The organism is Ruoffia sp. FAM 26254 (genome assembly GCF_045528545.1).
GTDB lineage: Bacteria > Bacillota > Bacilli > Lactobacillales > Aerococcaceae > Ruoffia > Ruoffia halotolerans.
In genome coordinates, this window is record NZ_JBGQQY010000001.1 from 16,508 (window position 1) to 29,217 (window position 12,710).

General features: G+C 37.0%; 16 protein-coding genes and 1 other annotated feature (1 of these 17 cut by a window edge). Of the genes, 8 read left to right on the forward strand and 8 right to left on the reverse strand.

All coding sequences use genetic code 11. From position 1 onward, the window contains the following. Window positions 1–2 precede the first annotated feature (2 nt). The gene (locus ACEN3Z_RS00110) at window positions 3–674 is read right to left on the reverse strand and encodes a TetR/AcrR family transcriptional regulator (protein WP_407089016.1); all 672 of its coding nucleotides are present in this window, start codon (window positions 672–674) and stop codon (window positions 3–5) included. 388 nt (window positions 675–1,062) lie between these two features. Between ACEN3Z_RS00110 and ACEN3Z_RS00115 the strand changes: the two genes are divergently transcribed. From ACEN3Z_RS00115 to ACEN3Z_RS00125, 3 genes are all read left to right on the forward strand, one after another. Beyond that, window positions 1,063–1,188, forward strand: coding sequence for a hypothetical protein (locus ACEN3Z_RS00115; protein ID WP_407089018.1), 126 nt, complete (start codon window positions 1,063–1,065; stop codon window positions 1,186–1,188). 168 nt (window positions 1,189–1,356) lie between these two features. Continuing rightward, window positions 1,357–1,953 carry a ZinT family metal-binding protein gene (locus ACEN3Z_RS00120; RefSeq protein ID WP_407089020.1) on the forward strand — a complete coding sequence of 199 codons (597 nt, stop codon included), beginning with the start codon at window positions 1,357–1,359 and terminating at the stop codon, window positions 1,951–1,953. Window positions 1,954–2,069: 116 nt separating this feature from the next. After that, window positions 2,070–2,642, forward strand: a complete 573-nt coding sequence (locus ACEN3Z_RS00125; RefSeq protein WP_407089021.1) for a metal ABC transporter solute-binding protein, Zn/Mn family — start codon at window positions 2,070–2,072, stop codon at window positions 2,640–2,642. Between the two features lie 327 nt (window positions 2,643–2,969). Here ACEN3Z_RS00125 and ACEN3Z_RS00130 read toward each other — a convergent pair whose 3' ends face one another. From ACEN3Z_RS00130 to rpmG, 3 genes are read right to left on the reverse strand one after another with little or no spacing between them, the layout of a single operon-like run. After that, window positions 2,970–3,080 carry a putative metal homeostasis protein gene (locus ACEN3Z_RS00130; RefSeq protein ID WP_407089023.1) on the reverse strand — a complete coding sequence of 37 codons (111 nt, stop codon included), beginning with the start codon at window positions 3,078–3,080 and terminating at the stop codon, window positions 2,970–2,972. A 23-nt stretch (window positions 3,081–3,103) separates the two neighbouring features. Beyond that, window positions 3,104–3,373 carry a 30S ribosomal protein S14 gene (rpsN, locus tag ACEN3Z_RS00135; RefSeq protein WP_407089025.1) on the reverse strand — a complete coding sequence of 90 codons (270 nt, stop codon included), beginning with the start codon at window positions 3,371–3,373 and terminating at the stop codon, window positions 3,104–3,106. 15 nt (window positions 3,374–3,388) lie between these two features. Further along, window positions 3,389–3,541 (reverse strand): 50S ribosomal protein L33, encoded by a 153-nt coding sequence (gene rpmG / locus ACEN3Z_RS00140; RefSeq protein ID WP_407089028.1) that lies wholly within the window; start codon window positions 3,539–3,541, stop codon window positions 3,389–3,391. Between the two features lie 107 nt (window positions 3,542–3,648). On the opposite strand from rpmG, the gene ACEN3Z_RS00145 reads away from it, so the two are divergent. The 3 genes from ACEN3Z_RS00145 (at window position 3,649) to ACEN3Z_RS00155 (ending at window position 6,763) form a co-directional block, all read left to right on the forward strand. Then, the gene (locus tag ACEN3Z_RS00145) at window positions 3,649–4,182 is read left to right on the forward strand and encodes a GNAT family N-acetyltransferase (RefSeq protein ID WP_407089030.1); all 534 of its coding nucleotides are present in this window, start codon (window positions 3,649–3,651) and stop codon (window positions 4,180–4,182) included. Window positions 4,183–4,244: 62 nt separating this feature from the next. Then, window positions 4,245–5,270: an alpha/beta hydrolase gene (locus tag ACEN3Z_RS00150; protein ID WP_407089032.1), complete on the forward strand. Its 1,026-nt coding sequence runs from the start codon at window positions 4,245–4,247 to the stop codon at window positions 5,268–5,270. A gap of 164 nt (window positions 5,271–5,434) precedes the next feature. Beyond that, window positions 5,435–6,763 (forward strand): MATE family efflux transporter, encoded by a 1,329-nt coding sequence (locus tag ACEN3Z_RS00155; protein ID WP_407089034.1) that lies wholly within the window; start codon window positions 5,435–5,437, stop codon window positions 6,761–6,763. A gap of 44 nt (window positions 6,764–6,807) precedes the next feature. Here ACEN3Z_RS00155 and ACEN3Z_RS00160 read toward each other — a convergent pair whose 3' ends face one another. The 3 genes from ACEN3Z_RS00160 to ACEN3Z_RS00170 form a co-directional block, all read right to left on the reverse strand. Beyond that, entirely contained in the window at window positions 6,808–7,404 is a 597-nt protein-coding gene (locus ACEN3Z_RS00160) for a nitroreductase family protein (RefSeq protein ID WP_407089036.1), read from the reverse strand. 131 nt (window positions 7,405–7,535) lie between these two features. After that, a complete protein-coding gene (locus ACEN3Z_RS00165; protein ID WP_407089038.1) occupies window positions 7,536–8,015 on the reverse strand; it encodes a hypothetical protein in 480 nt (159 codons plus the stop codon). A 158-nt stretch (window positions 8,016–8,173) separates the two neighbouring features. Continuing rightward, window positions 8,174–8,893: a YebC/PmpR family DNA-binding transcriptional regulator gene (locus ACEN3Z_RS00170; RefSeq protein WP_407089039.1), complete on the reverse strand. Its 720-nt coding sequence runs from the start codon at window positions 8,891–8,893 to the stop codon at window positions 8,174–8,176. A 178-nt stretch (window positions 8,894–9,071) separates the two neighbouring features. Between ACEN3Z_RS00170 and ACEN3Z_RS00175 the strand changes: the two genes are divergently transcribed. Together ACEN3Z_RS00175 and ACEN3Z_RS00180 are read left to right on the forward strand one after the other, a co-directional pair. Continuing rightward, on the forward strand, window positions 9,072–10,076 hold the full coding sequence (locus ACEN3Z_RS00175) for an LLM class flavin-dependent oxidoreductase (RefSeq protein WP_407089041.1): 1,005 nt from the start codon (window positions 9,072–9,074) through the stop codon (window positions 10,074–10,076). A gap of 30 nt (window positions 10,077–10,106) precedes the next feature. Next, on the forward strand, window positions 10,107–11,258 hold the full coding sequence (locus ACEN3Z_RS00180; protein ID WP_407089043.1) for an NADH-dependent flavin oxidoreductase: 1,152 nt from the start codon (window positions 10,107–10,109) through the stop codon (window positions 11,256–11,258). 162 nt (window positions 11,259–11,420) lie between these two features. Here the strand turns inward: ACEN3Z_RS00180 and ACEN3Z_RS00185 are convergent, their stop codons facing one another. Further along, the gene (locus ACEN3Z_RS00185) at window positions 11,421–12,596 is read right to left on the reverse strand and encodes an aminotransferase class I/II-fold pyridoxal phosphate-dependent enzyme (protein ID WP_407089044.1); all 1,176 of its coding nucleotides are present in this window, start codon (window positions 12,594–12,596) and stop codon (window positions 11,421–11,423) included. Window positions 12,597–12,691: 95 nt separating this feature from the next. Continuing rightward, window positions 12,692–12,710: a binding site (T-box leader), on the forward strand (it continues 246 nt past the right edge of the window).

Sequence of the window (12,710 nt, forward strand, 5' to 3'; positions counted from 1 at the left end):
CCTTATTTAGAACCGTCAGTAACGTATGCTGGTTTGTAATATACTGTCTTCAATAAATGAATGTAAGCAAAGAATTCATCGTAAAGTGGTGTTAGGTCTGCTGAATTGAGTTCTGTAAAATCCGTATCAGAAAATTGTGTCACAAGCTTATTCCGATAACCTTCTATTGACCAATAGATTAGATTCAACGCTTTCTCCGCGTCAATATCCTCACGAAATTTAGTTAAATCAATGTCTTTATTTAATACTTTATCAACTTGCTTTTCAATCGCTAGTTTCGCTTGCGATAAACCTACATATATAGTTGTGTAGCGGGATATATTTACAAAAATATGACCTAAAAAATCAAAAGTATCCTTAAATCTAGGGTATTCTTGATTTTTTATTTCTGAAAAATGAATAATCCGATCAAAAATATCCGTAATGTCATAATTAACCTTCTGAAAATACATCGTATCAATGCGTTCTAAAGCTAATTCAATTAAATACTTAAACAAGTCTTTCTTGTTATTGAAATAATTAAATAAACTCCCCTTACTAATATTCGCTTCCTTAGCAATTCGATTTGTTGAAGCGTCATCAAACCCTTTCTCAGCAAATTCTTTAAAGGCTGCATTTAGAATGCGTTCCTTCTTTGCATCATCAATTCGATTAAATTGCTGACTTTCAAACATATAGCACCTACTTTCTATAGTTGACCACCCTGGTCAACTTATTTGGATTTTAACATTATTGACCAGGGTGGTCAATCACTTTTATTTTCTAAAGCGAATAAATTAGAAAATTTTACCGAAAATATTTTAGTTTTATCAATTTGTATCATTAGGATAGTCCGATTTAATCGCTTTAATATAGATAGTTAAATATTATAAAAGTAGGATCATATGAATAAATTTTCATTCAATATTATCGAAAAATATCTTGAACATAGGTAAATAAAACATAGAGTCTAAACAGCAATGATTACTATTTACAAAAAAGGTGGAATGAGAAATGAAAAAAGTATTATTGATTTCGTTGGCAAGCATAACTTTGGTGGCAATAGCGCCCGGGGGAGAAGCAATGGTTACAGCACAGGAAAGTCAAGTAACAGAGAGCCAAGAAAAAACAACGTCGATCTCTATTGAAGGATTGGCTGAACATTATCATACGGGGGATGAGATTGAGTTAGTTGCTTCAATTGAGTGAGAGACTGAAGGGTCATGGCAATGGTATATCAAGGACAGTGAAGCATCGGAGTGGGAACCCGTAGCGGGTTTAACAAGTCAGATATTTTCAAGAGAGGCTACGACTAATGGTTTACAAATTAAAGCTGCATTACTAGAAAGTAATGGAGATTTAATTGAAGATTCAGAAGTGGTCGAAGTTGTTATTGATGACCACCATAGTGGGGATGAAGATGGGAATGGGGAACGAATTTATAATGGATTCTTCTATAATGATGAGATAGCTGATCGTGACTTATCTGATTGGGAAGGCGATTGGCAATCGGTCTATCCTTATCTTGAGTCAGGGGATTTGGATGAAGTTTTTGAATCTAAAGCTAGCGAGAACGACACAATGACAGCTCAAGCATACAAAGAATATTACACGACAGGTTATGAAACTGATTTGGATCGAATTGTTATTAATGATGATACGTTTACATTCTACTATGAAGATGAAAATGAAGTAAGTGCCCAATATGAATATGATGGTTATGAAGTTTTAACTTATGATCGTGGTAATCGAGGAGTGCGTTTTATCTTCAAAAAAGTAGATGGCCAAGCAGCGGATATGCCAGAGTTTATTCAATTTAGTGACCATAGTATTTCTCCGACAGATTCCGCTCATTTTCATTTATATTGGGGGGATAATCGTGATGAATTGCTAGAGGAGGTTGATCACTGGCCAACATACTATCCTTCTGAACTAGATGCTTCAGGCTTAGTCCACGATATGTTAGCCCACTAAGAATGCACTTTGTACTGCAGTCCTATTTAGAAAAGGAGATTGTGTATGATATTAAAAAATATAGCAAACACTTGATGGTGATGTTTATTAGCATGTTGATCGTAAATAACCTAGGGATGTCGAAGGTTGCATTTGCTAATGAATCTGAAGAAGGAAAAATAACTGTTGTTACTTCATTTTATCCAATGTATGAATTTGTTAAACAAGTTGGAGGTGATCGAATTAACGTCAGTCAATTGGTGCCAGACAATGCGAGTCCTCATGGCTATGAACCAAGTGTCTATAATATTGTGGCAGTTAATAATGCAGATGTATTTGTTTATAGTAGTAACACAATGGAACATTGGGTTGAATCACTACTTAACAATGTTGACAAAGAAGAGCTTGTAATTGTCCAAGCGAGTGGAAATGGAACAGAACAGCATCATAATCATTCAGAGCAAAATCTCACTGAAGCAGAAGAGGAAGGTTATGAGGCAATGGGTGTGGAAATTATCGACGAAATTGATGCTTCAATCATCTACTACCAACAAGGAGGAAATACTTCTATCGCTCAGACGATTGCTTTGGAAACCGGAGTAGAGGTCGCTCAATTATACGATTTAGAAGTAGCTCCTCAAGACCAGGACTTAGGCTATATTGAAGCTATGCAGGAAAATCTAAAAGCATTGAAGTTAAGTATTCAGTAGAAGACTAATCGAAATATAGATAGCTTCATGATACGGCTCAGTTTAAGAAAAAACGATAAAGTATTTTCCTTATTAGGAGGAATAGTCTAACGGGACCTGTCATGAGTTGACAAGTCCCGTTAACGGTTTAATTTCCCTTGTCGTGAGATGACCTGTCCCGTTAGTCGTCCAATTTCCCTTGTCGTGAGGTTTCATATAATACTCAGTTCAAATTAGATAGATTTATGATCACCCCTTAAATTCATTCACGAATTTAGGGGGTATTTATATAGGGAAAATCAAAAAAACGCCTCATAAACCAATCAGTCTACAAGGTGTATGATAACTTTAATTCTTTTTACGTTTTGCTTCTTTAATCAATTTTAACGCGCGTTTGCGGGTTATGATATTTGGACTTTTTAAGTGACGATAAGCACTTGATGCGTTCATTGCTCCCATGAATATTCGCTCCTCTACTTCAATTACCAGCTGGCTTTATGAACACCTGGGATTTGCCCAAGATGTGCATACTTTCTAAAGTTAACTCGTGACATTCCGAATTTTCGCATGTAACCTCGTGGACGGCCATCGATTTTATCGCGCAGTTTTAAGCGGTTAGGGTTTGAATCAATGGGTAATTTACTTAAACCTTCATAGTCTCCCGCTGCTTTTAACTCACGACGTAGGCCTGCATATTGTTCTACCAAGGCGATTTGTTTTTCATATTTTGCTTGTTTTGATTTTTTGGCCAAGTATGTAAATCCTCCTTATTTTTTAACTTCTGTGAATAAAGTACGACGTTTTAATTTTGGTGAGTACTTCATTAGTTCTAGTCGATCAGGGTTATTACGGCGATTTTTCGTTGTTAAGTATAAACGCTCGCCAGTCTCTTTGCTTTCCAATAAAATATTAATACGCATGGTGTACTCCTTTTATTTAAGTATTTAAATAGTAATGATTACTATTTATTCATAATATCAGGATTGGTCAAAGATGTCAATTTAAAAGTAAAATTGGAGGGAAGAAGTTGATCTATATTGAAACCAAACGTTTAACCTTAAGAAGTTGGAAAGAATCAGATATTGGCGAATTTATCCGAATGAATCAAGACAGGGAGGTTATGCGGTATTTTCCCAATGTGCTAACTGGGGAAGAATCGATTGATTTTGCAAGAAGAATCCAAAAAGAATTCGAAGAAAAGGGGTATGGGCTATATGCCGTGGAGGAGAAGGAATCCGGAGCGTTTCTTGGTTATGTAGGGCTTCATCAAGCGAACTTTGAAGCTGATTTCACACCATGTGTCGAAATTGGCTGGCGACTCAAACGAGAAGCCTGGGGGAAGGGCTATGCGACTGAAGCAGCTAAAGCATGCTTAGCATATGCCTTTGAAACGCTAAAACTAGATAAAATATACAGCTTCACTGCCAAAATCAATCAACCATCCAAGAATGTTATGAAAAAAATTGGGATGGAGTATCTCAAAGACTTTGATCATCCTCAGCTTTCAAGTGGACATCCATTAGAAAAACACGTTCTCTATAGCATTTCCTCAAACGAATAAATCGTATCGAATGCAACTTGGGATAAAGTGCAGTACAATAAAATTACAAGGAGGCGAAGATTATGAAAATAACGACAGATATGCTCCATCCAGAATTACGTCAAGTAGGAAAATGGATTCGTCGTTTACAACCTAAGATGAATCAACGAAAAATGAAAAAATTAGGGCGCTTTTCTCAAAAAGTTTTATATGGTAAATACTCGGGACCCAATCGCTTAAGAGAAGTGTGGATTCCACGTAAAGACGGATCATTGCTTCGATTATGCGTCTTTCGACCCCGTGAACGAATGTCATCAGATAAAGAAATCTTTCTAAATCATTCAGGTAAACAATGGGATGCTTCAATTGATAAAGCACCCGGGCTACTCTGGCTTCATGGGGGTGGCTACTCACTAGGTGCACCGGAGCAGGATGCAAGTCTTATTGATGACTTTATTAGAGTAAGCGGATCTGTTGTCGTTGCACCCGATTACACACTATCTGGCGATGCACCTTATCCTGCGGCATTAGAAGATGCTTACTTAGCTTTACAATGGTTAAAAGATCTTGCATCAGAGTACGGTGTGCGGTCTGATCAACTATTTATTGGTGGTAATAGTGCGGGTGGCGGACTCACTGCAGCTCTATCACTTTTAGCAAGGGACCGCGGCGAAGTGAATATTGCCTTACAAATCCCTTTGTACCCTATGTTAGATGCAAGTAGACAGACTGCTTCAGCGCAAATAGAGAATAGTCCAGTATGGAACAGCCAATATAATGAAGTTGCTTGGAAGATGTATTTAGGACCTGATTATCAAGCAGAAAACCTACCTATCTACGCTTCACCAGCACAAGCGACAGATTATTCAAATTTACCGCCAACTTATACGCATGTTGGAACAATGGAGCCTTTCTTCGATGAAACAGTCAGCTATATTAGTCATTTACTTGAGGCTGGTGTGCCAGTGCATTTTAAATTATTTGAAGGGGCGTATCATGCCTTTGATATCATTCAACCGAATACGCCAATTGCGAGAGAAGCGCGTGCTCATTTACTTACGACATTCAAATACGCTGTCGACAATTACTTTTCAGAACAACCCAATTAAAGAATCCAGAGAGGTTTGACTTTAAAATGTTAAGTTGCTACAATGCTTGTAATTAAAGCAAAGCAATTATTTTATCACCGGATGAAATAGTAGGCTCTTTTCCTTTTGTGTAGGTCTTAGAAACAAAAGGGAGGGGGTCTTTTTTGTTTGAGGAGGAAATGAATTTGGTCGGTCTGAGTAATCAAGCGTCAAGGACGCGAAAGCAGTTTATGCACTATGTTTCCTTAGCGATGGTAAGTATGATGGGACAATCGCTGTTTATCTTTGCGGATACATTCTTTATCGCAAATGGTGTCGGTTCACGGGGTATAGCAGCTTTAAATATTGTATTACCAGTAGTTAATGTATTTAATGGGATTGGCTGGATGTTTGGAATAGGTGGGGCAACTTTATTTGCGATTGCCCTTGGTAAGAAGCAATTTACTGATGCGAACCGTTTATTTAATATGACTTTTATGTTTACAATTAGTGCTGCAATTGTATTTGCGGCGATGACGAGTCTGTTCTCGGAACCCATTTTGCAATTTTTAGGTGCGAATGAAGGGACGTACCCTATCGCGAAAAGCTATTATGATATATTGATGTTCTTTTCACCACTGTTTATGGTCAATTTTGTTTTTATTTCATTTTTAAGAAATGATAATAATCCACGTCTTGCGATGTTTGCGATGTTAACAGGAGGGTTAGTGAATATCGTATTAGACTACATCTTTATATTCCCTTTACAAATGGAGTTAAAAGGAGCAGCAATGGCGACAGTGTTCTCTCCAGTAACGTCGATTCTAGTGGCAACTTTACACTGGCGCAGGGTTGATCATCACTTGCACTTTAATAAAGTAAGTATGCAAATTAAGAAACTTAAAGATATTGTAAGTCTGGGATTTTCTTCATTCTTTAACGAGTTTTCTTCAGCCGTCGTGATGTTTTTATTCAATATTGTATTATTAAGATTGGTTGGAAATATTGCTGTATCAGCCTATGCAATTATTGCCAATATTAATATTATAGTAATTGCTATATTTACAGGCTTAGGTCAAGGTTTTCAACCACTAGCAAGTAAGTTCTTAGGACAAGGAAATTCGAAAGAATTAAAACATGTGTTAAAACTTGCGCTCATTGCGGCGGTATTCCTTAGTTTGATCATTTTTGGAATAGGTTTCTTTTTCCCAGGCGGGTTAGTAGCAATTTTTAATAGTGAACAAAATCAAGAGATGGCACTGATTGCGCTTCAAGGGATTCCATTATACTTTATGTCATTCTTATTTACGGGAATGAATTTTGTTGTGATTTATTATTTGGCAGCGATCAATCAAGCGAGATCTTCGCTCATCTTATCGGCACTGCGTGGTTTTATTTTAATCATTCCGGTGCTACTTGTGATGGCCTTGTGGTTTAACCTTATCGGCGTGTGGCTCACGGTGATAATTGTTGAAGTTATGACATTTATATTCGCATTATATATTTTACGTAAGTCACTCAGCAGACTAGCGTAAGTAAAAACCCCCATCAACTGAATGATGGGGGTTTGTTGTTTAAATTATTTAATTAATTGAACTTGTACTTCTGAATCGATATATTCTTTTTCGCCAGCAACTTGTTCAACTGAACCAAATGGCATTTGAGCCACTAATTCGTATGATTCTGGTAGGGCGAATAGTTCACGGATTGCTTTATCAAATCCTTGTTCGTAGCCTACGTTAAAGTGTTGTAGTGATCCACCTAAGTTCATTTCAGCTAATGCTAACCAAGTAGCGTATTGTGAGTTAGCTGAGTTGTTTTGTTTGTATGCTTCAGTACGTTGACCTTGAGTAGGCATTTTAGCTACTGCATCGCGGTCTTCGAAGAATAATACTGTACCGATACCGTTTTTAGCCCCTTCCATAATTGGTGACATGAAGTCCCAAGTTGCTTGGTCTAAAACTTCTTTTTGAACATCTAAGATTAAGTTCCAAAGTTTAGTGTTTGCTTCACCAGTTAAAACAACTAAACGTGATGTTTGGCTGTTGAAAGCTGAAGGAACATCTTTTTGAGTTTCACGGATTGTAGCTACGATGTCTTCGATTGAATACTCGCTGTTTGTACCTAAAGCGTAGATTGAGCGACGGTTTTTGATTACATTTTTAAATTCTGCCATAATAAATAAATTCTCCTCTATTTCTAAATAATTAACTTACTGTTTATATTATAAAGGGTGTTTGAATGAATGTAAACCTCTAATTCGAGATAATAGACACAAAGGCGAAATTGTCGATTAGTTCATAAATTTTATTGCATAATGAGGGGAATATTTGGATAATGTTCCCTGATTAATTCTAAAACTTTCTTAGTCCGCATGTTTTTATTCGTAATATTCATAATCATCGCACCATCTTCCCCTTCGATGATTATTTCTTCAGTATAATCATTGCCGCGTTTTCTTCGAATAAAGCGAGAGCAATAGACAAAACGATGAATACGACTAACATCATAAATCTCCTTGTGATATTGAATTGTATCCTTACTAGCCGTGACATACGTTGCGTTGACAATTGAATAAATCGAGTAACCCAAAAGAACGAGTCCAATAATTAAAAAAATCAGGGGTATAAATGCAATGATGCTTAACTGATTATCAAAGTCGTCTTGGCCGAGCATCGGGAAAAGGATAAAGGAAAATGTGGCTCCATACCAAGTAAAGATTAAGCCGATGATTAAGAAAATAGCTGTAGCTAATTTCCCTCTTTTGATTGTAAAGTAAGTTTCCATTATGAGCACTTCTTTCAATTGGCTTAATTAAAGTATAAAGCTAATCTAAGTAGACTGCTATTGATATGGATAAATGTGCAATTATTCATTTAAAATGAGTAAAGAAATAGGCCAGCAACATGCATGCGCACCTCACTGGCCTGATAATTTAAAGATTATTAATACTCTGCATTATGATAAACATCAGTGACATCATCATCATCTTCAATAATATCGATCATAGCTTCAAAATCTTCTACAAGTGCCTCATCAAGTGGCACAGAAATATTTGGTTTCATCGTTAATTCAGATTGAGCTAAAGTGTAGTTTTCAGCTAAAGCATCACGAACAGCAGTAAAATCAGTTGGAGCTGTGTAAACTTCAACAACATCTTCTGACATTTCCATATCTTCGGCTCCCGCTTCAAGAATATTCATCATTAAAGTATCTTCGTCGTCTTCTAAACCTTCACGTTCAATTGCAATATAACCTTTACGTTCAAATTGAAAAGCGACAGAACCTTTTTCACCTAAATTACCACCATTATGATTAAAAGCTGTACGGATATTAGTTCCTGTACGGTTATGGTTATCTGTTAGTCCATAAACTAAGACACCAATTCCGCCCGGTCCATAACCTTCATAAACAACTTCATCATAGTTTGCGCCATCAGCTGAATCCGTTGCGCGCTTAATTGCTCGCTCAACGTTATCATTTGGCATATTCGCACTTTTTGCTTTATCAAGTACGAGACGCAGTGAAGGATTCATATCTGGATCGCCGCCGTTTTTTGCAGCTACATAAATTTCACGGGATAGCTTTTGGAAGATTTTACCTTTTTTAGAATCTTGTGCATTTTTTCGTTTTTGTATATTTTTCCATTTTGAATGCCCAGCCATCTAATCACTCCTTTTGTTAGTATCATCTAAGTAATCATATAATGAAACCACCTAATTGTAAAATAACTACCTAGTACAAAGGAGAATTTCCTTAAATTTAAAGCATATAACAATCTTTTTATCTATTCACTTGTTACAATGAAGATAAGAATATTCAATATGAGAGGACGATTTATATATGGAATTAGGCGTACACGATTTAGTAACATTAAATGACGGAGAAACCCCTGAGGCAGCATTTGAGCGAACAAAGTGCTTTGTTCAAGAGATAGAAAAGTTAAATTACAAACGCTATTGGTTTGCAGAACACCATAACTCACCGACCCACGCAAGTTCATCGCCAGAATTATTAGCAGCTTATATGTCTGCGGTGACATCAAAAATCCGCTTAGGTACGGGTGGAACAATGATTATGCACTACTCACCATTGAAAATAGCAGAAAACTTCAAAACTTTAACAGCATTAGCTCCCGACCGCATTGATATTGGACTCGGACGTGCACCTGGAAGTGGTCCGAATGAAATTGTTGCACTGGCACAAGGTAAACCTAACTCTTTTGATGATCAATACGACAAGATTGAAATCATTCTGGATTACTTATCAGACCAACAAGCAGATGGCTATTATGGAAGAACGAACGCGATGCCACAAGGGACATTAACTTTAACGCAGCCATGGATGTTAGGATCTTCTGGTCAATCTGCGAGTAAAGCGGGAGAAATGGGCTTAGGCTATAGTTTTGCGAAATTCTTTGGTTTAGAAACAGACCCTGAAGTATTCAAACAGTACCGCAATAAGTTTCAAGCGAGCCGTTTCTTTGAAAAACCATCTGTGATGGTCAGTTACTTAATTGTAGTGGCTGATACACAAGAAGAAGCTGATTACTTGGCTAAACCTATGGAACTATCACAATTGGCCTTGTCACGCGGACGTATGATTAAAAATGTCAGTCCCGAAGAGCTGAAAGATTATAAATATTCTGAACAAGAATTAAATTTCTTAAATAATCATTATGATAAACGCTTCATAATTAAAGGAACACCTGAGAAAGTTCAATCCATCTTAGAGGAAGAACAACAATTATTAGGTATCGATGAATTAATGGTTTATGCACCAATTCATGGTGAGAAAGAACGCTTAAATTCATACAAACACCTCGCGAAAATGTTCAATAAAATATAAAGCAATCCCTAAAGGAGGAATCCAATTTTAATGAATCAAGAATATGAAAGACTATTTCAAGCTGTAAACCTTCCTAATGGCAGTCAGCTTTCATCGCGATTTGCGATGGCACCAATGGTGGCAGCAGGGTCAACTTACGACGGCTTTGTCGGTGAAGATGATCTAAAATATTTTGAACGTCGCAGTCAAACAGGAGCCTTATTATTAACTGGAGCAGCGAATGTAGGACCATTTGGTAATGCTTTTGGTTATGGTTTAGGCATCCAATCAGATGCGCACATAACTGGTATGAAGAAATTAGCCAGTACCATGAAAGCACAGGGTGCAAAAGCAATGCTTCAGATTTTTCATCCAGGTCGCCAAGCTAAGTATTCCTATCAAGATGAAGAAAAAGTGTATGGGCCTAGTACAAAAGACTTTGTTTTCTTAGATTATCCAGTCACTGGTATGACAAACGAAGAAGTTTATGAATTTGTACAGTACTTTGCAGATGCTACTAAACGTGCGATTGAAGCAGGTTTTGATGGTGTTGAAATTCATGGGGCGAATCATTATTTAATTCAACAATTCTTCTCAGAATTATCGAACGAACGTGAGGATGAGTGGGGCGGAAGTCGAGAGAAACGAGCAGCCTTTCCTTTAGCTGTAGTTAAAGCCGTTCAAAAAGTAGCAAATGAACACGCTAAAGATGATTTCATCATAGGTTACCGTATAAGTCCGGAAGAAATTCATGGCGAGATCGTCGGCTATAACCTTGATGACGCCTTATATTTAATTGGCCAAGTAGCTGATTTGGGTGTGGATTATATTCATGTGTCTCAATTTGGACCTACCGGCTTTAAAAACAAAGCCCGTCTCGGTGAGCATAAAGGTGAAGTAATTAATGAAGTTATCCGCGAATTATTGGCCGATCGCACATTACTTGTTGGCGCTGGGGATTTAACAAGTCCTGATAAGTTGTTAGAAGCACTAAATTATGTAGATATTCTTGCGATGGGATCAGCAGCGATTGTCGAACCAGATTTAATGCAGAAATTAAAAGCAGGCGCGGAGGATTCTATTTCTTTACATGTTGAAGACATTTCTGACTTAGCCTTGCCAGAGCGATTTTATATGATGGTTGGGTCATTGAAAGGGAACGGATCCGTTCCCAAAGAAACGATCAAACAAATTGAAAAGTAAGATTTGACTCCTGGGTAATGAGCGAAGTGTGTCTGAATTTATTATGTTAGAAATTAATTTAGTACACGAATGAAATCCGTCCATATCGTATTGTCCGTGATTATAGGACCAGTATAAAATTACAAAAAAGCACTCAACCCAGGTTGAGTGCTTTTGCTATATCTATGCTTTCTTTTCTTTATAAGATATTTCGAAGACTTTAAGCTGTTCAAGCAGAGTTTTTAAATTAGCCATACTTGAAACATAACTGATTCTAAAGTGCCCGCGACCTGCCTCACCAAATATTTGAGCAGGTGTGACAGCGATTTTAACTTCATGGGCTAAATCTAGACAGAATTGGTAATCGTCACCTTCATACCAAACTGGGATTTTACTGAAAAGATAAAAAGCACCTTCAGGAATAATGAAGTCATATTCCAATTCTCTTAACCCTTCGATAAGAAAATCACGGCGTGCTTGATAATCTTCTAACATGCGTTGGATTTCGACATCGGTATTGTCGTAAGCTTCGATACTAGCGTATTGAATTTGAGTACTAATCGCTGTCAGAACTGACTGATGTAGTGGGTAGATTGAGTTAATTAATTCTGAAGGTCCGGCTAAGAAAGCAGAACGCCAGCCAGTCATTGCATGAGATTTTGACGTTCCATTAATCAACAAAGTTAATTCAGGTATAAATTTTGCCATCGACGTATGTTTAGATCCGTAACTAAATTCAGAATACACTTCATCTGAGATGACATAAATTTGCTGCTCTTTAATGACTTCAGCTAAGGCTTTAATCTCATCGTGAGTATAAGTAACTCCCGTAGGATTTGTCGGGTGATTTAAAAGCAGTGCTTTTGTCTTATCAGTGATGCTTTCTTTTAATAATTGAGGTGTTAACTTAAATTGAGTTGAACTAACATCAATGGCAACAGCTTTTGCGCCCGATAAAGAAATTTGAGTATTATATATAACATAATTAGGATCAACGACCAACACTTCGTCTCCTTGATTAACTAAGCCAGTCACCGCCAGGTATAAAGCTTGGGTTGCGCCCGCTGTGACGATGATTTGATTATCTGGAGAATAATCCAAATCATATTTACGTTTCAAGTAACGCTGAATCGCTTCACGCAGCTCATACACCCCTCGAGAATGGGCATAGAAACTTTGATCGGCATTGATTGATTTGATCGCTGCTTGTTTAATATTTTCTGGTGTCGGAAAATCCGGTTCACCAACATTGAAAAATAACAAATCTTCAATGTGACTGATTTGGTCGTTAAAAAGACGGATGAGATTCTCCGACGTGTTTAGTAAGTGTTTATTAATGTTTTTATAATCTATTCTCATCAACTCCTCTAATAATATGCTTAAGTCTAACATATTCTTTAATAAAATGTTTGACAAAGTAAAATTTGTATACTATTATAGTCTCAACAGATAAATAAAACGCTTTGATGTGGA

Bases quoted from the DNA above. Each gene is read 5' to 3' on its own strand.
- ACEN3Z_RS00125 (WP_407089021.1), top strand. From the start codon at position 2,070: ATGTCGAAGGTTGCATTTGCTAATGAATCTGAAGAAGGAAAAATAACT.
- ACEN3Z_RS00170 (WP_407089039.1), bottom strand. From the start codon at position 8,893: ATGGCTGGGCATTCAAAATGGAAAAATATACAAAAACGAAAAAATGCA.
- ACEN3Z_RS00110 (WP_407089016.1), bottom strand. From the start codon at position 674: ATGTTTGAAAGTCAGCAATTTAATCGAATTGATGATGCAAAGAAGGAA.
- ACEN3Z_RS00165 (WP_407089038.1), bottom strand. From the start codon at position 8,015: ATGGAAACTTACTTTACAATCAAAAGAGGGAAATTAGCTACAGCTATT.
- ACEN3Z_RS00180 (WP_407089043.1), top strand. From the start codon at position 10,107: ATGAATCAAGAATATGAAAGACTATTTCAAGCTGTAAACCTTCCTAAT.
- ACEN3Z_RS00185 (WP_407089044.1), bottom strand. From the start codon at position 12,596: ATGAGAATAGATTATAAAAACATTAATAAACACTTACTAAACACGTCG.
- ACEN3Z_RS00175 (WP_407089041.1), top strand. From the start codon at position 9,072: ATGGAATTAGGCGTACACGATTTAGTAACATTAAATGACGGAGAAACC.
- ACEN3Z_RS00150 (WP_407089032.1), top strand. From the start codon at position 4,245: ATGAAAATAACGACAGATATGCTCCATCCAGAATTACGTCAAGTAGGA.
- ACEN3Z_RS00160 (WP_407089036.1), bottom strand. From the start codon at position 7,404: ATGGCAGAATTTAAAAATGTAATCAAAAACCGTCGCTCAATCTACGCT.
- ACEN3Z_RS00115 (WP_407089018.1), top strand. From the start codon at position 1,063: ATGGTTACAGCACAGGAAAGTCAAGTAACAGAGAGCCAAGAAAAAACA.
- ACEN3Z_RS00130 (WP_407089023.1), bottom strand. From the start codon at position 3,080: ATGGGAGCAATGAACGCATCAAGTGCTTATCGTCACTTAAAAAGTCCA.
- rpmG (WP_407089028.1), bottom strand. From the start codon at position 3,541: ATGCGTATTAATATTTTATTGGAAAGCAAAGAGACTGGCGAGCGTTTA.